This window comes from Streptomyces sp. NPDC088194 (assembly GCF_040702025.1).
GTDB lineage: Bacteria > Actinomycetota > Actinomycetes > Streptomycetales > Streptomycetaceae > Actinacidiphila.
Window position 1 is genome coordinate 19,479 of sequence record NZ_JBFBIV010000031.1, and the last position, 21,472, is coordinate 40,950.

Sequence of the window (21,472 nt, forward strand, 5' to 3'; positions counted from 1 at the left end):
GTGTCGTGGGGCGGGGTGGTCCGTGGGGGAGAAGGCGGGTTGTTCCGGCGGTGGTTGCGGCGTCGCCGGGGTGTGGGTGGCGGGATCGGCGGTGGGTGGTGTGGTGATGTGTCGTGGGGCGGGGTGGTCCGTGGGGGGAACGTGGGTTGATCCGGCGGTGGTTGCGGCATCGCCGGGGTGTGCGTGGCGGGATCGGCAGTGGGCGGTGCGGTGATGTGTCACGGGCGGGGTGATCCGTGCGGGAGAACCGCGTCGGCTCCGGTGCCGGTTCCGGCAGGCCGGTCCGCAGCAGGACCGGCCGCATCGCGTCCCCGTGCGTGGGCAGGTCCCGAGGCGTTGGCTCGGCGCGCAGGGCGGTGTGCTCGGTCTCGCGGACGGCGGGCGGGGCGGCCCGGCTTGGGGGTTTGGGGCTGGGCGGCTTGGTCGCGTCCAGCCGGACCCGAGGTGTTGGCTCGGCGGGCAGGGCGGTGTGCTCGGTCTCGCGGACGGCGCGGGCGGCTTGGTCGTGCCCGCCCTCGCTCGTGGCGTGTGCGGCCGCCGCTCGTGCTGGGGCCGGCCGCCATCTCCGCCAGGACCGCGCGGGCATGGTCGTGCGCGACCGGTCATCCCCTCCGTCCGGGCCGGAACGCGTCCGTGGTGCGCGGCCGGGATGCGTGAACCGGGTGGGGTGAACGGGGCCGTAGGGCCTGGTGTTCCGCCGGTCGGGCGGCCCGGTCGGGGCGGTCGCGCGCGGCGGGCGGCGGGGCCGGGGGTTCGGCGCACACATGTGCGGACCTGCGCGCATAATGCCCGGGTGACGACGAGTTCGCCGCTTCTCGCGGACATACCCGCCCGGCCGTGGCTCACCCCGGACACCGCGCGGTGGGCGGGCGCGCGGGCGGGGCGGTGGGCGCACCCGCTGGGGCCCGCGCTGCTGCTCGTCGTCGGCGTGGTCGCGGCGATGGCGAACGCCCCCGATCCGGTGTGCACGCCGCAGGCGCCCTGCGGCGAGCAGTGGACCGACGCCATCATCACCATGCTGTTCTGGCCGCAGTTGTGGTGGCTGTTCGTGCTGCCCGAGGCGGCGGTGCTGTGCGGGCTGCTGCTCGTCGGCTGCATGGCCGACCCCAGCATCTGGGAGGGCGGCACCTCCCTGCGGATCGCCGACGGGGTCGTGGTCGCCGGGTTGTGCTGGGGACTGGCCGTGTCGGTACGGAAGTTGGTGCTGCGGCGGGCCCAGCGGCGCCGGTTCCGCGAGGCGGCCGGCGGCATCACCGCCCGGGCCCCCGTCCTGGCGTGGACCGCGCGCCCGAAACGCGGCGCCGTGCGGTGGGTGGTGGGCGCGGCGATGTGCGCTGCGGCCGCCGCCTTGACGGTATCGATCGTCCAGGCCGACCGGGCGGACGACCGCGCCGCGCGCACCGCCCCGGCCGTGGACGCCCGCGTCGTGGCGTTCCACTCCGGCGAGGGCACCCTGGTGGTGCGACTGCCCGGCGAGCGGCGCCGGCACCACTTCGACGTCGAGGGCGACTACCGGAACCTCAGCACCGTGCGGGTGCTGCTGCCCGGCGGCGGCCGCGTCCTGCTGGCGGCCGAACCGTACGGGGACCGCGCCGACCGGCAGTTGCTCGCGCTCGTGCTCGGCGGCCTCGGGGTGGTCGCCGTCAGCTCCGGGCTGGTGGCCGCCGGCCGCGCGGCCCGGCTGCGGCGCGGACCCGTGCCCGTGCTGCGGGTACTGGCCCGGGTGCGCGGCGGCAGCACGGAGGTCTTCGCCCACGACGACACGGCCGGTGCGCACGCGGTGCTCCACTACGCCCCGCACCACGACCCGCCCGCGCCGCTGCGCCAGGCGCTGATGTTCGCCGACGGCGCCGAGGGCGGCGAGTTGCTGCTGGCGGTCCGTACGGAGAACGGCCGTTGGTACGTCGATGCCTCGGCGGGGCCGATCCGGATCGGCGCGGAGGACGACCCCGACGAGGACGACGAGGACGAGGACGGCGCCGGCGACGGGGGAGCGGCCACGGCGGGCGGGGGCGGGGGCGGGGGCGACGGCGCCGACGACGGCTTGACGGTCAAGGAGCGCTGGGCCGCCGAGGCCCGTGTCCAGGACGCGCTGGCCGCGATGCGGCGGCCGGGCGCGGCCCTTCCCACCCGGTGGCACGCGAGCGGGCTGTCCCTGACCGGTGCGATCACCATGTTCGCGGTGGTGCCGGCCGTCGGCTTCGGTTTCCTCGAGCACTCCACGTCGTGGCGGATCGTGTGGGCGGCCCCCGTCGCCCTGGCCGGGCTGGTGGGCCCGTTCGCCGTCCTGACCTGGCGGATCAGCGCCGGCCCCGCGGGCCTGCGGGTGCGGCGGCACGTCGTCAGCCGCCAGGTGCCCTGGGAGCGGCTCGTCGGCGCCGACTACTCCGGCGGCGTGCTCACGCTCCGCCTGCGGCCGGCCGAAGGCCCGCTCCACGCGGGGCAGTTCCTCGACAGCAGCGGCGCGCACCAGGACATCACCCTCGACCAGGTCGGCCTCGGCCGGCTGGACGTCCGCGCCGGGCGCCAACCGGCCGCCGAGCGCGCCGCGGCCGAGATCACCGCGATGATCCGCGACCCGTCGCTCCGCCCCGCCGCCGCCTCCGACCGTCCGGCCGGCGGGCGTTGACCGGCGGGAGACCCGAAACCGGCCCCCGGGCACGCCGGTTGGGCACAGCCGGGCGGCCGGGAGGCAGCCGGCCCGTCCACGGAAGGCGCCGGTCCTGACCGGTCCTGACCGTTCGCCGGCACGCGGGTCCCGTATGCTGCCCCGATGCTGCATGTGGAGATCGACGGCGCGGTGCCCACCACGGCGCAGCTCCATCGGGTGGCGGTCGTCAACTACGGCCACTTCACCTCGATGCAGGTGCGGGGGAACCGGGTCCGCGGCTGGGAACTGCACCTGCGGCGGCTCGACGAGGCGTCGCGGGAGATGTTCGGGGCGTCGCCGGGCGCGGAGCGCGTCGGCGGACTGCTGCGCCACGCGCTGGCCGGGGCACCGCGCGAGGTGTCCGCACGGATCGCCGTCTTCGCCCGCGGCGGCGACGTCTCGGTGCCCACGGACACCCCCGACCTCGGCGTGATGGTGTCGCTGACCGACCCGGTCGCCGAGACGCGCCTGCCGCCCTGGCGGGTGCGCGCCATGCCCTACCTGCGGGACGCTCCGCACCTGAAGCACACCGCGACCATGGGGCTCAGCCGCACCCGGCGTGCGGCCAGGGCGGAAGGCTTCGACGACGCGCTCTTCACCGGGCCGGACCGGCTCGTCCTGGAGGGTTCCATCTGGAACCTCGGCCTGTGGGACGGCGAGACCGTCACCTGGCCGCAGGGCCCGAAGCTGCCGGGCATCACCGAGCAGCTTCTGACGGCGGGGCTGGACCGCATCGGCGCGCCCACCCGCACCCGGCCGCTGCGGGTGGACGAACTCGCCGGATTCCAGGCCGCGTTCGCCTGCTACTCCTGGTGCCCGTCGCAACCGCTCGCGGACGTGGACGACATCGCCTTCGTGAACCCGCCGGCCGCGTACGCGCTGCTCGACGAGGCATGGGCCGCGGTGCCCTGGGAGACGGTCTGACCTCCGCCCGAGGAGCGGGGCCCCGCGGCGCCGCCCACCCGGCCCCGCGGCACGCTCATCCGCCCGACCGGGTCAGCCGCACCTCCTCCACGCGGGACGGCCGCAGCAGCACCGGGCCGAGCAGACCGGACACCTGCGCGTCGCCGTGGGCGTTGGCGCCGGTGTTCGTCACCCGTACCCGTATGGTGTTCGCGCCCGCGTGCAGCGCGTCGGTCACGTCGAACCGGTAGGGCGCCCACAGCCGGGACGGCAGCGCGACACCGTTCACCTCGACCTCCGCGACATCGCGTACGGCGCCGAGGTCGAGCGTCCACCGCCGTCCGGACAGCGTGGCCGCGGGAAGGGTGAAGGTCCGCTCGTACGACGCCGCGCCCGACCACGACGGGTCCAGCTCCGTCCACGAGCCCAGCGGGCGGTCCGCCGCCGGTGCCCCGCCGGTGTCGAAGCGGAAGCTCCAGTCGCCGTCCAGCGCCACCGCCGCGAGCGGGTCGGTGACGTCCAGGCTTCCCGCGAAGCGGCGGCCCCCGTCCTGCGCGGTGACCCGGACCGTGCCCGGCGCCGTCACCTGGACCGTCGCCACCGCGGCCGCGCCGCGCACCCGCACCTGCCGCACCGGGACGTTCGCCGCGATCGCGTGCGCCGGATCACCCCCGGACGGCTGCCGGAAGACCACCAGCACCGCCTGCCCGGCCTCCAGCGCGAGCGGCACCGCCGTACCCCCGCCGCTCCGGCCGGGGAACGCCGCCGGGTGCCACACCCCGGCGGGCGCCGCCGCGCCGGTGTCCGGGTCGCAGACCAGCGGCACCCCGATCGCCGGGAAGACCGCGGTCGACTCCACCGCCGCCGCGTGCTCGTTGTTCACCAGGAACGACTCCTCGCCGCCCTGCGCCAGCCGCAGCACCCGCACCTCCGGCACCGGCGGCGTCAGGACGGCCGCCGCCGCGCCCGCCGCCACCACCCGCGCCGCCGCGGCCGGGGCGTCCGCCGCCCGCAGCGCCCGCTTCGCCCGGCGGCCCGAGAACAGCGCGGACAGCGCGCCGGCCAGGTCCGCGTCACGACCGGCGGCCTCCTTCGCCGGCAACGCGCCCACGGCCACCAGCGTGCCGCCGCCGTCCACGAACGCCGTCAGCGCCGCAACGGCCGCCAGCGACAGCAGGGGAGTCTCCGGCAGCACCGCCACCGTGTAGCGCCCGTGCCCGACGGTGAGCGCGCCGCCCGATGTCCGCGCGTGCTCGATCAGCGCCGGGTCACCGGTCAGCGCACCCTCGTCCACGAAGTCGAAGTCGATCTGGCGGTCCTCCAGGGCGTGCACCGCGCCGATGAACGCGTCGTCGATCGCGGTCCGCTCCGGCCGGTCCTGGTACGCCTCGGCGGCCCGCTGCGGCTGGAGCAGCGCGGTCCGCGCCGCCGGGGTGCCGCGCGCGGCCTGCACCAGCCGCCCGATCCACTCGTTGAGCGGCGCCGACACGTTCCACCACGGGTTCTCCGGCTGGAACGGCGGCGCGAAGACGATGTCGCCGGAGTCGGAGAACCGCGCGTGCAGCAGCACCTTGTTGATGCCCCGCACCACGAACGCCCCGATCACCTGGCGGGTGAAGGACGGCGTCACCTGCCAGCCCGCGGCGCCCATCGCCTCCAGGTAGACCCGCTCCCTGCCCACCTGGTGGGCCGCCGACGCCGGCCAGCGCGGCAGGGTGCGGTAGTAGCCGCGCTGGAACTGGTCGGAGATCAGGTCGGTGCCCGGCACCTGCGCCCACTGGTGCGCGGTGTTGAGGTTGCCGGTGCTCTTGATCTGCTCGGCCGGACCGTACTCGTCCCACAGCGGGTTGGAGATCAGCTCCAGGCCGTGCCGGCCGGTCCAGGTGCCGATCCCCTTGTAGTAGGCGTCGGAGAAGCGGTTGGACACGGCCCGCCAGAACAGCCCGCGCAACTCGCCGCCGTGCTCGCCGAGATCGGTGAACACGGCCGACAACACGGTGCCGAGCCCGGCGGGTCGGGGCTTCCCGCCGTCCTTTCCGGCGGCCTTTCCGCTGCCGTGGCCGGTGCCGCCGCGCCCGGTGCCACCGTGCCCGCTACTGCCGGCGCCTGCCGCCGCGTCGCGGGCGAGTTCGCCGGCCAGCCGGTCGATCTCCGCGGCCAGCGTCGGCGACCACGGCACCTGCGCCCACTCCGCGGACGCGGACGCCACGAACGGCTCGTCGTCGGCGAAGCCGCGCAGCACCCCGCCGACCGCCCACGGGAAGCGCCGGACGTACTCGCCCGGCACGGCGTCCATGAACAGGCCCACCGCCTCGTCGTCCATCAGGTCCAGGTAGTCGCGCCGGCTGCCGCCGGAGTCGGCCAGCGTGCGCACGCTGAACACGTCGAGCTGCCACCGGCCTTCCGGCACCGTCCACACCGCTCCCGCGCCCACCGAACCGGTCAGCTCCACCGTCCGAGCCACCGCGTCCCCGTCCGCGTCCAGCGGGCGGGCCGAGGCGGCGAACGTCTCGCCCAGGTCGGAGGGCACCGCGAAGTCCAGGACGGCGGAGGGGTCGTCGAACGCACCCGTGTACCACCGGCCGCCGTCCGCGCCCGTCACGGTCAGCGCGGCCCAGGACGAGCGCTGCGTCGCCGTCGCCCGTACCCCGACCGTCCCGGCGGGATGCGAACCGTCGGTGACCGGGCCCAGGTCGGTGCCGTCCAGCGACGGCGTGATCCGCTGCCCCTCGACGGTGACCTGGAGCCGGTGGTCGGCGCCGGGGTCGAAGCCGGCCACCGCGGTGCCGGCGCGCAGCAGCGAGAACGCGCCGCCGGTCTGCCGCCACACGTCCACCCCGCCGTCGGCCCGCAGGTCCGCGAGGTAGCCGTTGTACGCGTCGGCGCAGCGGACCATCAGCCCGGCGGTGCCCGACTCGACGCGGACCGTGCCGGACACCGTGTAATCGCCCCAGCCGGCACCGTCCTTGAGCACGCGCACGCCGTCGTACGCGGCCGCGTCCACCACGAGCCGGCCGCCGGCGACGGAGAGCGCGGCGGCGGCCAGCGGCACCCGGGCGCCTCCGGTCACCTGACTGCCGGTGTGCACCACGCACTTGGTGCGCAGGTCGGGGCGCGGCCGGTAGGTGCGGGTGCCGACCGTACCGCCCTCGGCCACGAGACCACCGGCCCGGCCGCTGGGGAAGAAGTCGTCGTTGAAGAGCCAGATCCGCATGCCGTGCCGCTGGGCCTCGCGCAGGGTGTGCTCGACCACCGCGAACCAGTCCTCGGTGAAGAACGCCGGCTGGAGCGCGCCGGTGTCGAACGGGAAGACCAGCACCTCGCTGATGCCCTTGGCACGCAGATCGGCGAGCGTGGAGTCGATCAGGTCGTCGGTGACGGCGCCGTTCCAGAACCACAGGACCAGCGGCATGCTGTCCGCCGGCGGATCGGCGAACCTCCCCGTGGAGAAGGCTCCGTGGGTGGTGCCGGGTGCGGTGCCGGGTGCGCTCGCGTAGGCGGGCTGCCAGAAGCTCCCCACGGTGCCGGCGGCCGCGGCGGCCGCCGCGACCTGGAGCACCCGGCGCCGGGAGACGGGTGGACGGGCACTGCCGCCGGACGTCGGACAGCCGTCGTCGTTCATCGGATTCCCTCCGTGGAGCATGCGTCCGACACACCGGCCCCGCGCGCACGCGGCCCCGGATGTCCTCCGCCGGGCCGCCTTTCCCGGCGGACGGAATGAAATGATTCAAACGAATCGTCAGGGACGCTAGGGCAGCCGCCGGGTGGGCGTCAATGCTCGTGCGCGGATCGGTTGATGGGGTCGGCGCAGTTGAAGGCGTGCCGAGTGGTGTATGCCGGTCCGGTCCGGGCCGCCCGCCGCTGGACCGGGGCTGGGTGTGGTGGCGGTGGGAAGGAGGGCGCGGAATTGAACGATTCAGTGCGGTGGCGGGGGTGAGGCCTCGACGGGCGCGGGGTGTGGGGCGCAGGGTGCGGGGGAAGCGTGTGCGGGGGGTGCCGCGTACGCGTCACGCCGGCGCCGTCCGGCCCACCGTGCGCGGACCGCCCCGGTCAGCCGTGGGCGGCGCGGGCGCGGAAGGCGTCGGCGATGTCCTGGCGCAGCAGGTGGCCGAATCCGGCGGAGCGCAGGCGCTGCGCCAACTCGGCTTCGGTGAGGCCGAGTTCGGTGGCGGTGGCGCCGAAGTGCCAGTCGTTGGCGGCCAGCCGGCTGAGCAGGTGGCCGCGCCGCACCTGGGCCTCGGACAGCCGGAACGTCTTGAGGTAGGCGACGCGCCCGTCACGGGTCGTGATCGCCTCGCCGATGTGGTTCTCCCGGCGCGGCAGGAAGGCCGGCCGGAACCGTTGGAGCGTGAACGGACCTGCCCGGTAGACCCGTTGGGCGCGGTACTCCGCGTCCAGCAGCCCCGCGGCCATCGTGCCGTCGTGGAACTCCCGCCAGCCGCGCTCCTCCCGGGCGACGGCGGCGCGCAGTTCCGGCAGCGACCCGGGCTCGCCGAGCGCGGGCCTGAACTCCGGCACCGGCGAGCCGAACAGGGCGTACTGGTGGACGAGTTCGCCGTACAGGTCGAGCAGGAGGGTGTCGTGCAGGGCCCGGTAGTCCTCCGGGTGGGGCACCGCGAACACGGCGGCCAGCGCGTCCGCGACGTAGACCGCCGTCCCGCACTGCCCGGGGTGCACCTCGAAGATCCGCAGCGCGTCGTCGAGTCCGCTCACCTCGGCGCCGCGGTACGCCTCCTCCGCCCGCGGCGACAGCCCGCGCCGCAACGCCTGCCGGGACCACTCCGCCCAGGCGATGGACGGACCGCCGAAGTGCAGGCTCAGATAGCCCTCCAGCGCCAGGTGCAGCGGCAGGAACCGCAGCCGGTGCTTCGCCTCGCGGCGGGCCATCCGCCGGTGCAGGGTGAGCGGCACGCAGGAGAGCGGCGGCTCGCCGTGTCCCTTGCCGCCCGCGCGCCCGCCCCGGCCCGGTGCGCCGCCGCCGTCGGGCCCGCCGCGCAACTGCGTGCCGTACGCGGCGGCCGGACCGGTGTGCCCGGTGTCGGCGCCCCAGTCCGCGACGAAGCCGTGCGGGATGTAGGAGGTGTACGCGGTGCGCGGGCCGACGGCCACCACGCCGTACCCGTCGCGGTACAGCTCGGCGTGCAGCCGCAGCCCCTCGACCGGCTCGGCCCGCAGCAGCGGGACGAGCCGGACACCGCCCCACACCTGGGCGGGGCCGGGTTCGAGGCCGGCCAGGTCCAGCCGGAAGGTGCCGCTCATGCCGTGCCCCCGGCGGTCTCGGCCGCCCCGGCGGCGGGCTCGGCCGGGAAGCGCTCGGGCGCCGCCGCCAGGAACTCCGCGACCCTCGCGTCCAGGTGCGCCCGCAGCCGCGGCAGCCCGGTGCGCCCGGTGGCGAACGCGGCCAGCTCGACCAGCGCCGGCAGGTCCTCCGCGTCGCGGATGCCCGCGGTCGGCACGGCGGGGGACAGCCGGCGCACCTCGAACTCCCGCGCGTCGTAAACCGGGTTGAGGTGGACCACGTCGGTACGGCCGGCAGGGTCGATACGGGTGCGCCACACCCGCAGCACCTCCGCGGCCAGGCCCGGCGGCGCGTTGTCGAAGCCGTCGGAGACCACCAGCAGCAGGTCGGGCCCGGTCTCCAGCGCGTCCAGCAGCCGGGCGCCGAGCGGGGTGGGCCCCTGCGGACGGGCCAGCAGCGCGTCCGTACGGCCCGAGGTCCACAGCGCCCGGTACGAACCGGCCAGCGCCGCCAGCAGGAAGTGCGCGGCGAGCGCGACCGCCAGCGGCCGGCGCCGCTTCTGGCCGGACGCGTACGCGGAGTACGAGTCGTCGAGCACCGCCGTCACCCGGCCCCAACTCCCGGCCCGCGTACCGGCGGTACGGCGCGCGGCGGCGGTCAGGGCGGCGGTCAGCTCGGCCCGCCGCTCCACCCGGTCCGGGGCCGGCAGCCCCAGGACGTAGGAGGCGAGCCGGGTCAGCGGCATCCGGGCCAGGTCGGTGCGGACCGCCTCGGCGCCGGCGCGCTTGGCCGACTCCTGCAGGCGCAGCCGCTCCAGGCGGGTCAGCCGCGGCGCGATCCGCTCCAGGAACACCTCGCGGGCGATGCCGTGCCGCGCCGCGAACCCCTCCGCGACGGTGAACGGCAGCTCGTAGAGCGCCGCCTGCTCGTAGCGGGCCCGGCGGCGCGCGTCCAGCAGCGGGTGGCGAAACCGGGTGCGGCTGCGCGGCGCGAACAGGAACGGCCCCAACTCCTCGGTGGCCGAAGGCAGATGGGCGTGGCGCAGGGCGCCCTTCACCCCCGCGCGGTACTTCACCGCGTCGAACGCCGGGTCGGGCCGCGTGGCGAGCCAGTCCCGGATGATCGCCCGGGTACGGCGGTTGTTCACCCGGGCCGCGCGCAGCTCGCCGAACAGGGCGTACACCCGCTGCGGCGGGAGCAGTTCGAGCCGCCGGGCGATCAACGCGCCCTCGGTACGGCGCTGTTCGGGGCCCGCCTCGCCCGCGGTCTCCAGCAGGTGCCGGACGATCAGCGCCGCGTTGTGGTCGTTGACGCCCAGCGCGAGGGCGGCCGCGTACAACTCCCGGTAGTTGCCGAGCATGTACGCGTGCAGGAAGTCCAGGGACATCCGCTGCCGGTCCGCTCCGCTGTGGAACTCGCGCTGGCCGGTCGCCGTGACCGCCGCGTTCACGAACAGCAGCACGTCCTCGGCGGCCACCAGGCCCTCCGGCGCAGCCGGCACCGCGCACCCCCTCCATGGCGACGGACGCCGGCCGGGGTGTGAGGGCGCGAGCTGCGAATCATTGCTTTACAGGCAGGTTCCGGAAGTCGCACCGGAGTCCCGCGGCCGGCCCTCGTACGGTAACAGCAGGGGTCCGCGCGGCTCTCCCGCATTTCGCCCGGCCGCTCCCGCGCCGGGTCCGACCCGCGTCCGACCCGGGTTCGCCGCCGCGCCGCCGCCGTACGACGGCCGGGTTCGTACGGGCGCCGGGTGCGGGCTACTCGGCGGTGCGCGGCGCGGGGGCCGGCGGGAACTCGGCCTTGCGCAGGCGGTACACCTGGAGCCGCAGGTCGTAGTACTTCTCGGTCTCGCCGACCCACTCCATGCCGACCCGCCGGGCGGTGGCGGCGCCGCGCTCGTTGCGGGGGCGGACGACGGCGAAGATCTCGTCGACGCCCGCCTCGAACGCGTAGTGCGCCACGGCGTGCCCGGCCTCCGAGGCGTACCCCTGGCCCCACGCGGTGGGGGCCAACTGCCAGCCGACCTCCAGGTCCACGCCGTACGGGGGCAGCGGGAGCAGGGCCGCGCCGCCCACCAGCTCGCCGGTGTCGCGGCGGGTGACGGCCCAGCGCCCGGCCGGGGGCTCCATCTCCTCGCAGTTCGCCCGCCAGCAGGCGAGCAGGTCGCGCATCGCTTCGGCGTCCGGGGTGCGGGTCATGGCCGGGGCCAGCCAGCGGGTCACCTCGTCGGCGCCGTACACCGCGAGGGCGCCAGCGGCGTCGTCGTCCTGCCACGGCCGCAGGACCAGCCGCGGAGTCAGCACGCGTGCGCCGTCGACCTCGACGCGGTATTCGCTGTCGGCCACGTGACGCCTCCTGCGTGATTCGGGGGACTCGGCGGATCGTAGCTCACCCGGGTGCACCTGGCCGCACCCCACCCGCGGTGCGGGCCGCCGAGTGCCCCTTTTGACGCATCGCCCGCGCCTCGCGCGGCCGGGTCCGGGCTACGCCCCGGGTGCGCGACGCCCGACCGGCGGGGCGGTCAGCCCGGCCAGCACGAAGGCGACGACGGTGCGGGTGTCGGGGAAGGCGTGGTTCTCGGCGGCCGTGCGCGCCAGCGGGCGCCCGTAGACCTCCAGCACCAGGGCGGACGCCAGCGCGCACCGCTCGGTGACTTCCTGCGGGGTCAGCTCGGGCAGCGCACGGCCAAGCCGCACCTCGAAGGGAGCGGGGGTGTAGGGCGTCGAGACGTTCGGAAGCTGGCCGGCGGGCAGCGCCGTACGCGCCAGCAGGTGCACGAGCACGCGGCCGTCACGCGTCCCGACCAGCTCGGCGAACGGCTCGACGAGCCCCGCCGCCAGGTCCTCGGCGCCGGCGCCGTCCTCGGGCACGCGGTCCCACCAGGACCGCCACACCGGGCTCAGCTCCTGTTCGAGCAGTGCCGAGATCAGGCCCTCGCGGGAGCCGAAGTGGTAGTGGACCGCCCCCGGGTTCAGCCCGGCCGCCGCGTTCACCGCGCGCAGCGAGACCTGGTCGGCGCCCTTCTCCAGGAACAGCGTCTTGGCGGCGGCGAGGAGGCGTTGCCGCGTCGTGGTGTCCGGATGACTCACGGAGCCATTGCACCACAGGTGACGTGGGTCATGACGTCATTCAATCAGTGATTGAACTACGATCGAAAACGGTGACGGGACGCCCGTGACCGACAAGCACCACCACGGTCGCCACGGTGACCGAGCACCGCACGAAGGAGATTCACCATGGGTACATACGCCGTCACCGGCTCGGCCTCGGGCATGGGCGCGGCCAGCGCCGCCCGGCTGCGCGCCGCGGGACACCGCGTCATCGGAGTGGACCTGCGGGACGCCGACGTCGTCGCCGACCTGGGTACGGCCGAGGGCCGGGCGCACGCCGTCCGGGAGGTCATCCGGCTCGCCGGCGGCCGGCTGGACGGTGTCGCGGCGGTGGCGGGCGTCGGACCGCAGATGCGTGACGCCGGCGTCGTCGCCTCGATCAACTACTTCGGCCCGGTGGCCCTGCTGAACGGGCTGCGCCCGGCGCTGGAGGCCGCCGGCGGGGGACGCGCCGTGGTGATCAGCTCGAACTCCTCGACCACCGTGCCGATGATCGACGAGCCGCTGGTGGAGCTGATGCTCGCCGGCGACGAGCAGGCGGCCCGGGAGCACGCGCGGGCCGGGCAGGGCGGGTTGCCGGCCGAACTCGCCGCGAACAGCCCGAGCATCAGCGCGTACGCCACCTCGAAGTTCGCTCTCTCCCGGTGGGTGCGGGCCACCGCGGTCGTGCCGGAGTGGGCACGCAGGGGCATCACCCTCAACGCCATCGCCCCCGGCGCCGTGATCACCCCGCTGATGACCGGCTCCACGATGAAGGAGGAGGACCTCGACCCGGACGCCTTCCCCACCCCGATGCCGCTCGGTGTGTTCGGCCACCCCGAGGACATAGCCTTCTGGGTCGACCAGTTCCTGCGCCCGGAGGCCCGCTTCACCACCGGCGCCCTGCTGACGGTCGACGGTGGCACGGATGCGGCGATGCGGCCGGACTCCCAGCCGACGGTGATGCCCGCGCGCCGGCGGTGACCGGCCGACCCGGGTGCCGGTGCGCGTCGGCCGCCACCTGACCGATGTCGGGCGACCCCGAGCGAGCCACCCGAGCGAGCCACCCGGGCGGATCGTGCCACCCGGGCGGACCGTGTCGCCCGGGTGGACCGGGTGCCGTCAGCGACGTGCGTCGGACCGCTTGCGGTGCAGCGTGAACTTCTCGAAGACCGAGAGCTCGCCGGCGGGCTTGTCCACGTTGTAGTACGTGACGTGCAGGCGGGTGGTGTCGCCGGGGAAGCGGCCCGGGTCGACGGTGAAGGCCGCGAAACCGTACGGGTGCTCGATGTCGCGCACGCCCGTCCAGACCGCCTCCTCCTTGACGTAGGTCGGCGCGCGCTTGCCGCCTTCGGGGCGGCTGTCGGCCACCGCCGTGAGGACCTTCGCGGTGCCGTCCTTGAAGAAGGACTGGTTGGTGGTGCCGGAGACACCGCCGCCGCCGAGCACCATGTGCACGGTGCCCAGGCCCGTGTCGATGTCGTCGGTGCGGGTGGACGCCGGGTTCGGGGTCAGCGTCTCGCTGCCGCTGACGACGCCGCGCACGGCGAGCGACCGCTCGTAGTTGTGCTCGTGCCCGCAGACGACCAGGTCGACCTGGTAGCGGTCGAAGAGCGGGCCGTACTTGGCGCGCAGGCCCAGGTCGGCGCCGTTGGCGTCGGAGGAGGAGATCATCACCTGGTGCATGGCGACGACCACCCAGTCGATCTCGCGGTCCGCCCGGGCGGCCTTCAACTCCCGCTCCAGGAAAGCGAGCTGGCGTCCGCCGGAGTAGCCGTTGATGTAGAGGTCGCCGCCGTCCTGCAGGCAGTTGTCGTCGTTCTGGAGCACGATGACCCGCACCGAGCCGGCGGTGAACGCGTACCACAGGCCGGCGAGTTCGGCGTCGGTCTCGGTCGACGGCAGCGCGAAGTACGTCTGGTAGGCGCCCAGTCCGATCGGGCCGTTGCCCGACTCGATCTCGTGGTTGCCCGCGGCGGGCATCCACGGCCGGAAGCGGGCCGAACGCGTGTTGTTGGTGAAGAAGTTGTTCCAGGTCCGCACCCGGTCCAGGTCCAGGTTGGCGTAGCACAGGTCGCCGTTGAGCAGGTGGAACAGCGGCGCGACCTGCTCGATGCCGGTGACGATGTCCTTCGTGGCGGGCGTGGAGTTGGCGTCCAGCGCCACGGTGCCGTCGGCCGCCCAGGTGACCTGCGGTGCCGACTGGTCGCCGAAGCTGGTGAAGGTGAGCGGCTGCCGGCCGCGCGGCGCGGTGGCGAAGGTGCCGCTGTCGGGGGTGGCACCGTCGTGCGAGACGACGTAGAAGTACTGCTTGCCGGGGGAGAGCCGGTTCAGTGCCGCGTGGTGGACGTAGACCTTCCGGCCGGACTTGCCGTCGGCGTAGACGCGGGTGACCGCGTCGGCGCCCGAGCCGAGGCCGTGGTCGAGCGTGCCGTACATCACCCGGGGCCGCTTCACCGGGGCGTCGGTCAGCCAGGAGACCACCATCTGGGTGGACGGGTCCTTGCCGAACGTCAGGTGCAGGCCCTGCACCGGCGGCGCGCCGCCCGCGTCCGGCGACGGGTGGAAGGCCGGGGCACCCGCCGGCGCGCTGCCCGGGGCCGACGCGGCGGCCGGCGTCGCGGTCAGCAGCGGTGCGGCCACCGCGGCGGCACCCGCGGTGCCGAGCAGGCCGACCGCGGTCCGGCGGCCGATGCGCGGACCGGACGAGGACTCCGGCGAGGACTCGGACGACGACGGCTCGGACGGGTCCAGCGGGTCCAACTGTGCGACCATCATGGCTCCTTGGCGCGGATGCGGTGCGTGGAGGTGCTGAGCGGTGCCGGTGCCACCGGTACGGCGCGGTGACATCGGGCAGACTCCCGCCCGGCGGCGACGGACAGTTGAACGGCGCCTTGCCGGACGGCGACGGAACCCACGGTGACGGGCCGGTCGCGGCGTCCGGGGCTGGCGTCGGTGGTCGGGGCGGGCTGTTCAGGACGTGGACGTGGTCACGGTGGTGGTGCGGAGGGCGTGGAGGTGGGTGAGGGTCTGGGTGGGGGTCAGGGCGGTGTCGCGCAGGTTGTCGTAGCTCTGGCGGAGCTGTTCGACGTCGTCGGGGTCGTCGGTGAGGTGGCCGGTGAGCGTGCTGTGGGCGTGGGCGAGGGGACGGCCGACGCGGAAGGAGAGGAGTTGGAGGGGGCCGTGGAGGACGCGCGGACCGCCGCCCAGCGGGAGGATGTGGAGGGCGACGGCGGGGTGTTGGGCGGCGGTGATCAGGTGGTCGAGCTGATCGGCCCAGGTGGTGGGGTGGTGAACCGCGTGCTGGAGCACGATTTCGTCGAGGATGGCGCGGTAGTGGACCGGCGGGGACGCGGTGGCGGTCAACCGGGCCTGCCGCAGCCGGAGTTCTTCGAGGCGGGCGTCGAGTGCCCGGAGGTGGTGGGGGCCGGTGGCGGCGAGTTGCTCCTTGGCGTAGGCGGGGGCCAGGAGGAGGTCGGGGATGGCGGTGAGGGCGTATTCCTGGATGGTGGTGGCGGTGGCTTCGAGGCTGGCGATGCCGCCGGCCGCGAGCTGCTTGGCTTCGCGTTTGGCCAGGTGCCACAGCCGGACCAGGAGGTCGCCGGTGTCGTAGAGGCGGTCCAGGGCGACGGCGACGTCGAGGGTGCCCAGTCGTCCGCCGGTCTCCAGCCGGTGCAGGTAGGACTGTTCGTAGTGGCACTGGTCGGACAGTTCGGTGAGAGTGAGTCCGGCCTTCGCGCGCAGCGCGGCGAGTTGGTGGGCGTACAGGGCGCGGGCGGTCATCTCGCCGTTCGCGAACAGCGGCGCCGGAGTGCGGGGTTTCGTCACGTGGGCCTTCACCGGTGGGTGCCTGTGGTGCGGGACGGGTGGCGGGTCCAGTCGGAGCGGGCGGCGACGAGTGTGGGGCGGACCTGGTGATCGAGGCGGTCGGCCAGGGTCCGGAGGCTGCCCGCGAGGTGGCCGAGTTCTTCGGGGTCGAGGTCGGTGAGCCAGTACTCTCCGGCGAGGTGGAGGTTGGCGACGGGGACGCGGGGTTCGGGGTCGGGCGCGTAGGGGTTGCAGTCGATGCTGGTGTGGAGGACTTCCACGGGCATCGGGTGCCGTTCGGAGTTCGCGGGGGAGTAGACGCGTAGGACCTGTCCGGGGAAGCGGACGTGGTGGTTGATGTCGGCCAGGCGCGCGGCCAACTGGTGCGGGGGCACGTCGTGTTCGCTCGGGTCGGTGCTGGCCCAGTCCGGCAGGTGGCCGATGGCGGTATCTCCGGTGGTGGTGGTGATCGCCCACCGCCGGGCCGGCTTCGGCTTCGGGTTCGGCCTCGGTTTCGGGTTCAGCTCCGGCGGGGTAGCGGGGGCGGGTAAGGCGCTGGATGAGGGGGTGGCGTTCATGGTGCGGGGTTCCTGTTCGTGGTCGGGCGGTGGAATCGGGTGGCGGCGCGGCGCGGACGGGCGTCGGGTGGCCCGGCCCGGCCGGGCGGGCGCCGGATCGGGGTCGGTGAAGCGGCAACGGTTCTCACGCGCTCACCGCCTCGACGAAGCCCGCGACAACGGGCTGTCCCGTGCGATGCGAGGGCGGTACCCGGCGGGGAGAGGGAGCGCGGCCCAGACGACCTTCCCTTCGGGCCGGGTCAGCGCGGCGCCCCACTGCCCCTCGGAGAGACCGGCCACCACCTGGAGCCCGCGTCCGCCCTCGGCGTCGAACGAGACGGGCCGCAGCACCGGGCGGGCCCTGCTCTGATCCCACACCCCGAGGTGCAGCCGCGTGTCGGTCACCCACAGGGTCAGGGCGCACCGCCGTACGGTCGACGGCCGGACCTGCCCGGGCCCGAACGGATCGGCGCAACTCCCCGCGTGGCGAACGGCGTTGCTCGTCAGCTCGGTGACCACGGTCGCAGCGTCGTACCTCACCTCGGAGGGCATCGCCCACTGCTTCAGAACGTCGTGAGCGTGGCTCCGAGCGAACCGGACGGCGGAGGGTTCGCACGCAAGGTCGAGCCTGAAGTGAAGTAACCGCGCGCTAATCGCTGCACCTCCCTACGTGTCGAGGAGCTCGAAGCCCCGCTTCTGTTGCTACGCACTAAGCAACCGCACGAACACATACAGCGGTACTGTGTGTGCAGTGCGAGAGCGTGAATCACGTGAAAGTTCGCGGGAGTTGGCGTGGCCCAGGAGAAGACCTCGAATCGACGGCTGGCCGGACTGCTGTCGGAAGCCGATATCAAGCACGAGCGGTTCGCCATGGAGGTAAATCGTGTCGGCACCGAGCTGGGCAAGCCGACCAGGTTCGATCATTCGACGGTGTCGCATTGGCTGAGTGGCACCATGCCGCGCAAGGAGACCCGCGCGGCCATCCTTGAGTCCCTGTCACGGAGGCTCTTCCGTCCAGTCACCCACGAAGAGGCTGGCTTCCCGCACCCTGGAACTGCGCCGCCTTTGGGTACGGTTGAAGGTCTGATCGATCTGGGGAGGCAGGACATGGACCCGTCCCGAAGGAGCGTGCTGGGCGCAGCGTTGTTCTCTGTTGCTCTGACCATCCCGGACTGGCCTGACGTGGTGGGACGGGCTGAAGCCTTCGCGGCCGGGAAGACCATCCGTATTGGTATTGGCGAAGTTGAGATGGTCCAGCAGATGACGGAGAAGGTCAGCGACCTCGACGACGAGTTCGGCGGCCGGCACGCCCGTCCCATGGCCGCCGCGTTCCTGGTGAACACGGTGGCCGGCTACTTGAGGGCCGAAGCGCCCGGACACGTTCGTAGGGCGATGATGTCGGCTGCCGCGGACCTCTGCTACCTCACCGGATACATGGCAGTGGACGAAGGAGTTCACGGCCTGGCCCAGCGCTACTACCTCAAGGCGCTCGAACTGGCCGGGGCTGCTGAAGACCACCTGACCTACTGCACGACGCTGCGAGGTATGTCTGTTCAAGCCGTTGAGCTCGGACACGGACGTCACGCCATGAGGCTTGCAGATGCGGCAGCAGCCGCCTCGCCCCAGGCCGGCCCTCGGATGCGGGCCTTCCTGGCAGGGCAACAAGCACACTCGGCTGCGCAGCTCGGAAACGCGGCTGAGGCGCTGCGCTTCATGAGCGAGGCAGAGCGGGCCATGGATGTAGCCGAGTCTCAGTCCAAAACCTTCGGGTCCTATGATCCTGCTGCGCTGATGTACCACCTTTCACAGGTACGGCATGAGCTGAGAGATGGTGCCGGGGCTGTCAAGGCCATGCAGGAGTCCACCCGGCTTGCCTTCCCCCACTACCGGCGCACCCGAGTGCGTCACCACAGCCTCACCGCTGAACGGCAGCTCGACATCGGGCATCTTGAAGCGGCCTGCCAGTCCTGGGATCGCGCCTTGGACGACTACCCCTTGGTCCAATCGGGTCGATGTGACGACAAGATGAGGATTATGGTCGCCCGTCTCTCTCCTCATGCGAGGAACGCTCACGTGAAGGCGCTGTTCGAGCGTGCCAGGGCGACAGGTGTCACCATCGCTGCCTGAACTCCTTCACTCATGCATGATTTCACCTGAGCGTCCGTACGGGCAGGGATTGGTGGAGCGAGCTCGTGATCTGACGTCCCATCGGATATCCCCTCTGTCGGTCGCCAGGTTGGCCACAGGTGTGTAGCCGAACGGCCCGTCAGGGCGAGCGTGGCGACGCGAACCTCGGGCCGGTCAGGTCGTCGTACCCGACGATGTACCGCTTCCCGGTGGGACCGCCGGTTGCCGTCATTGAGACGATGACAACCTCCGTCTACCTGGAGGAGGATGGGGACGTGGGCAGGTACGAGTCGGCCCTCGAATACCTCCGCTCCCAGTCCCTCGACGGCCCGGCCTCGCGCCGCTTCATCCACGAGTTGATCAAGGACTACTACGCATGAACAAGCAGGTCGATCTCACCAACGCCACCTGGGCCAAGAGCGACATGTCCAATGCCGGCAACAACTGCCTGGAGGTCGCCTTCGTGGACGGGGTGGTGGCGCTGCGCGACTCCGTGGACGTGGGTGACCCCGACGCCAAGGTCCTGATCGTCTCCCGTCGGGACTACGAGCTGTTCACAGCAAGCGTGCAGGCCGGACAGAAGGACCTGCTCGCCTGAGCACATGTCGGAGGCGCCGGCCCCTGGTTGTCCAACGGGGCCGGCGCTCACGTTCCGGCCCGAGCAGTGGCAGACCTTCGTGGACGCGGTCGTTGAAGGTCGCTTCCCGACCCTGGGAGTCTGACACCCCTACGACGAGTCCACCGTGTCCCTCTGGCGCCTCCCTTCCCAACTACGGTTGAAGGTCTGATCGGCTTGGGGAGGCTGGGTGCCTCGCGCCCGGGCACCCGGACCCCCGGGCACCCCATCAGCCGCCGCGGGCAAGCCTGTTCGCGGTCCGTACCTCGGCGCGCCACGCGGACGACACCCGCCCTTCGCCGGCACTCGGTGGTCTGGGACCCACCCGACCGGGCTGCCGCGACCGGATACCGCGACACACCCCCGCCCCGAGCCAAAGAGGTCTCGCGAGCCATGACCGAACTCAACCGGCGCCGCTTCCTTCAGATCGCGGGCGCCACCGCCGGCTTCTCCGCCCTGTCCGGCAGCATCACCCGGGCCGCCGCCATCCCGGCCGGCCGCCGCACCGGCACCCTCAAGGACGTCGAGCACATCGTCGTCCTCATGCAGGAGAACCGCTCCTTCGACCACTACTTCGGCTCGCTGCGCGGGGTCCGCGGCTTCGGCGACCCCCGCCCGGTCACGCTGCCCAGCGGCAAGTCGGTGTGGCACCAGCCGGACGGCACCGGCACCGGCGCCGGCGCGGGCGAGGTCCTGCCGTACCACCCGGACGCGGGGGACCTGGGGATGAAGTTCATCGAGGGTCTCAACCACGAGTGGACCGGCAGCCACGCCGCGGTCAACGGCGGCCGCTACGACCAGTGGATCGCGGCCAAGTCCGCCGCCACGATGGCCCATCTGACCCGCGAGGACATCCCGTTCCACTACGCGCTCGCCGACGCGTTCACCGTCTGCGACGCGTACCACTGCTCGCTGATCGGCGGCACCGACCCCAACCGCTACTACCTGTGGAGCGGTTGGACCGGCAACGACGGCAAGGGCGGCGGCCCGGTCGTCGACAACTCCGAACTCGGCTACGGCTGGACCACCTACCCCGAGCGGCTGGAGCAGGCCGGCGTCTCCTGGAAGATCTACCAGGACGTCGGCGACGGCCTCGACGCGGCCGGCGGCTGGGGCTGGATCGAGGACGCCTACCGCGGCAACTACGGCGACAACTCGCTGCTCTACTTCGACCAGTACCGCGACGCGAAGCCCGGCGACCCCCTGTACGACAAGGCCCGCACCGGCACGAACGCCAAGGCGGGCGACGGCTTCTTCGACGTGCTGCGCGCCGACGTCAAGGCCGGCCGGCTGCCGCAGGTGTCCTGGATCGCCGCCCCCGAGGCGTTCTCCGAGCACCCCAACTGGCCCGCGAACTACGGCGCCTGGTACATCTCCCAGGTGCTCGACGCGCTCACCTCCGACCCCGAGGTGTGGAGCAGGACCGCGCTGCTGATCACCTACGACGAGAACGACGGCTACTTCGACCACGTCGTGCCGCCGTACGCCGCCGCGCCCGGGCAGGGCGCCTCCACCGTCGACACCTCGCTCGAACTCTTCCCGGGCGACGCCACCTACGCGCCCGGCCCGTACGGCCTCGGCCAGCGGGTGCCGATGATCGTGGTCTCGCCGTGGAGCACCGGCGGCTACGTCTGCTCCGAGACGTTCGACCACACCTCGGTCCTCCGCTTCATCGAGCGGCGGTTCGGCGTGCGCGAGCCGCAGATCTCGCCCTGGCGGCGCGCCGTCTGCGGCGACCTCACCTCCGCGTTCGACTTCTCCCTCACGCACGACCGGCCCGCGCACCTGCCCGGCACCGACGGCTACCAGCCGCCGGACTCCGACCGGCACGACTCCTACGTACCGGTGCCGCCCGCCCACCAGGCGCTGCCCCGCCAGGAGAAGGGCTCCCGGCCGACCAGGCCGCTGCCCTACGCGCCGCGCACCGACGCCGCCGTGACCGCGTCCGACGCGCGGATCACCCTCACCTTCGGCGGCGGCACCGGCGCGGGCGCCTGCTTCCACGTCACCTCCGGCAACCGCACCGACGGGCCCTGGACGTACACCACCGGCGCGGGGCACACCGTCTCCGGGCACTGGGACACCGGCACCTCCGGCGGGGAGTACGACCTCACCGTGCACGGTCCGGCCGGCTTCCTGCGCGCCTTCGGCGGCTCCGCGCACCGCACCGGCGCCGAGGTGACCGCCCGGCACGACGCCCTCACCGGGCAGGTCGAGCTGACCCTCACCAACTCCGGGCACACCGACCTCCGCTTCACGGTCCGCAACGCGTACGACGGGAAGCAGCGGATGCTCGTGGTCCGGGCCGGGCGCCGCGAGAACCACCGGCTGGACCTCGCGCGCTCCGGCCGCTGGTACGACGTGACGGTGCTGTCCGACCACGACCCCGCGTTCACCCGCCGTTTCGCCGGGCACGTGGAGACCGGCCGCCCGGGTGTGAGCGACCCGGCGATCGCGACGGTGTAGCCGGCCGCGGGCGGGGGC

At 73.6% G+C, this 21,472-nt stretch carries 16 protein-coding genes; 7 read left to right on the forward strand and 9 right to left on the reverse strand.

Annotated features, from left to right (window positions below; all coding sequences use genetic code 11):
• Nucleotides 1-793: 793 nt before the first annotated feature.
• Both AB0399_RS18945 and AB0399_RS18950 read left to right on the forward strand, forming a co-directional pair.
• Complete coding sequence (locus tag AB0399_RS18945; protein WP_366412084.1) at nucleotides 794-2,629, forward strand: hypothetical protein; 1,836 nt, start codon at nucleotides 794-796, stop codon at nucleotides 2,627-2,629.
• A 144-nt stretch (nucleotides 2,630-2,773) separates the two neighbouring features.
• Complete coding sequence (locus tag AB0399_RS18950; protein WP_366412085.1) at nucleotides 2,774-3,574, forward strand: aminotransferase class IV; 801 nt, start codon at nucleotides 2,774-2,776, stop codon at nucleotides 3,572-3,574.
• 55 nt (nucleotides 3,575-3,629) lie between these two features.
• Here AB0399_RS18950 and AB0399_RS18955 read toward each other — a convergent pair whose 3' ends face one another.
• From AB0399_RS18955 to AB0399_RS18975, 5 genes are all read right to left on the reverse strand, one after another.
• Nucleotides 3,630-7,175, reverse strand: coding sequence for a glycosylhydrolase-like jelly roll fold domain-containing protein (locus tag AB0399_RS18955; RefSeq protein ID WP_366412086.1), 3,546 nt, complete (start codon nucleotides 7,173-7,175; stop codon nucleotides 3,630-3,632).
• A gap of 428 nt (nucleotides 7,176-7,603) precedes the next feature.
• Complete coding sequence (locus tag AB0399_RS18960) at nucleotides 7,604-8,812, reverse strand: hypothetical protein (protein ID WP_366412087.1); 1,209 nt, start codon at nucleotides 8,810-8,812, stop codon at nucleotides 7,604-7,606.
• Complete coding sequence (locus AB0399_RS18965) at nucleotides 8,809-10,293, reverse strand: hypothetical protein (protein WP_366412088.1); 1,485 nt, start codon at nucleotides 10,291-10,293, stop codon at nucleotides 8,809-8,811. Before AB0399_RS18965 ends, AB0399_RS18960 begins: the two co-directional genes overlap by 4 nt.
• Nucleotides 10,294-10,549: 256 nt before the next feature.
• Nucleotides 10,550-11,137, reverse strand: a complete 588-nt coding sequence (locus AB0399_RS18970; RefSeq protein WP_329371961.1) for a GNAT family N-acetyltransferase — start codon at nucleotides 11,135-11,137, stop codon at nucleotides 10,550-10,552.
• A gap of 138 nt (nucleotides 11,138-11,275) precedes the next feature.
• The gene (locus AB0399_RS18975) at nucleotides 11,276-11,881 is read right to left on the reverse strand and encodes a TetR/AcrR family transcriptional regulator (protein WP_329371964.1); all 606 of its coding nucleotides are present in this window, start codon (nucleotides 11,879-11,881) and stop codon (nucleotides 11,276-11,278) included.
• Nucleotides 11,882-12,028: 147 nt separating this feature from the next.
• Between AB0399_RS18975 and AB0399_RS18980 the strand changes: the two genes are divergently transcribed.
• Nucleotides 12,029-12,865: an SDR family oxidoreductase gene (locus AB0399_RS18980; RefSeq protein ID WP_366412089.1), complete on the forward strand. Its 837-nt coding sequence runs from the start codon at nucleotides 12,029-12,031 to the stop codon at nucleotides 12,863-12,865.
• Nucleotides 12,866-13,003: 138 nt separating this feature from the next.
• Here the strand turns inward: AB0399_RS18980 and AB0399_RS18985 are convergent, their stop codons facing one another.
• The 4 genes from AB0399_RS18985 to AB0399_RS19000 form a co-directional block, all read right to left on the reverse strand.
• Nucleotides 13,004-14,656 (reverse strand): metallophosphoesterase family protein, encoded by a 1,653-nt coding sequence (locus AB0399_RS18985; protein ID WP_366412090.1) that lies wholly within the window; start codon nucleotides 14,654-14,656, stop codon nucleotides 13,004-13,006.
• A 198-nt stretch (nucleotides 14,657-14,854) separates the two neighbouring features.
• On the reverse strand, nucleotides 14,855-15,709 hold the full coding sequence (locus tag AB0399_RS18990; RefSeq protein WP_366412091.1) for a helix-turn-helix transcriptional regulator: 855 nt from the start codon (nucleotides 15,707-15,709) through the stop codon (nucleotides 14,855-14,857).
• 8 nt (nucleotides 15,710-15,717) lie between these two features.
• A complete protein-coding gene (locus tag AB0399_RS18995; RefSeq protein WP_366412092.1) occupies nucleotides 15,718-16,266 on the reverse strand; it encodes a hypothetical protein in 549 nt (182 codons plus the stop codon).
• Nucleotides 16,267-16,398: 132 nt separating this feature from the next.
• Nucleotides 16,399-16,899, reverse strand: a complete 501-nt coding sequence (locus AB0399_RS19000; protein ID WP_366412122.1) for an ATP-binding protein — start codon at nucleotides 16,897-16,899, stop codon at nucleotides 16,399-16,401.
• A 168-nt stretch (nucleotides 16,900-17,067) separates the two neighbouring features.
• Between AB0399_RS19000 and AB0399_RS19005 the strand changes: the two genes are divergently transcribed.
• The 4 genes from AB0399_RS19005 (at nucleotide 17,068) to AB0399_RS19020 (ending at nucleotide 21,454) form a co-directional block, all read left to right on the forward strand.
• Complete coding sequence (locus AB0399_RS19005; RefSeq protein ID WP_366412123.1) at nucleotides 17,068-18,372, forward strand: tetratricopeptide repeat protein; 1,305 nt, start codon at nucleotides 17,068-17,070, stop codon at nucleotides 18,370-18,372.
• 119 nt (nucleotides 18,373-18,491) lie between these two features.
• Nucleotides 18,492-18,752, forward strand: a complete 261-nt coding sequence (locus AB0399_RS19010) for a Scr1 family TA system antitoxin-like transcriptional regulator (RefSeq protein WP_366412093.1) — start codon at nucleotides 18,492-18,494, stop codon at nucleotides 18,750-18,752.
• Complete coding sequence (locus AB0399_RS19015; protein WP_328461100.1) at nucleotides 18,749-18,970, forward strand: DUF397 domain-containing protein; 222 nt, start codon at nucleotides 18,749-18,751, stop codon at nucleotides 18,968-18,970. Before AB0399_RS19010 ends, AB0399_RS19015 begins: the two co-directional genes overlap by 4 nt.
• Nucleotides 18,971-19,381: 411 nt before the next feature.
• Nucleotides 19,382-21,454, forward strand: coding sequence for a phosphocholine-specific phospholipase C (locus tag AB0399_RS19020; protein WP_366412094.1), 2,073 nt, complete (start codon nucleotides 19,382-19,384; stop codon nucleotides 21,452-21,454).
• Nucleotides 21,455-21,472: the final 18 nt, after the last annotated feature.

What these genes read in the sequence shown, in the direction of transcription:
- AB0399_RS18950 (WP_366412085.1), top strand. Translation starts at nt 2,774, where the DNA reads ATGCTGCATGTGGAGATCGACGGCGCGGTGCCCACCACGGCGCAGCTC.
- AB0399_RS18955 (WP_366412086.1), bottom strand. Translation starts at nt 7,175, where the DNA reads ATGAACGACGACGGCTGTCCGACGTCCGGCGGCAGTGCCCGTCCACCC.
- AB0399_RS18960 (WP_366412087.1), bottom strand. Translation starts at nt 8,812, where the DNA reads ATGAGCGGCACCTTCCGGCTGGACCTGGCCGGCCTCGAACCCGGCCCC.
- AB0399_RS18980 (WP_366412089.1), top strand. Translation starts at nt 12,029, where the DNA reads ATGGGTACATACGCCGTCACCGGCTCGGCCTCGGGCATGGGCGCGGCC.
- AB0399_RS18985 (WP_366412090.1), bottom strand. Translation starts at nt 14,656, where the DNA reads ATGGTCGCACAGTTGGACCCGCTGGACCCGTCCGAGCCGTCGTCGTCC.
- AB0399_RS18995 (WP_366412092.1), bottom strand. Translation starts at nt 16,266, where the DNA reads ATGAACGCCACCCCCTCATCCAGCGCCTTACCCGCCCCCGCTACCCCG.
- AB0399_RS19015 (WP_328461100.1), top strand. Translation starts at nt 18,749, where the DNA reads ATGAACAAGCAGGTCGATCTCACCAACGCCACCTGGGCCAAGAGCGAC.
- AB0399_RS19020 (WP_366412094.1), top strand. Translation starts at nt 19,382, where the DNA reads ATGACCGAACTCAACCGGCGCCGCTTCCTTCAGATCGCGGGCGCCACC.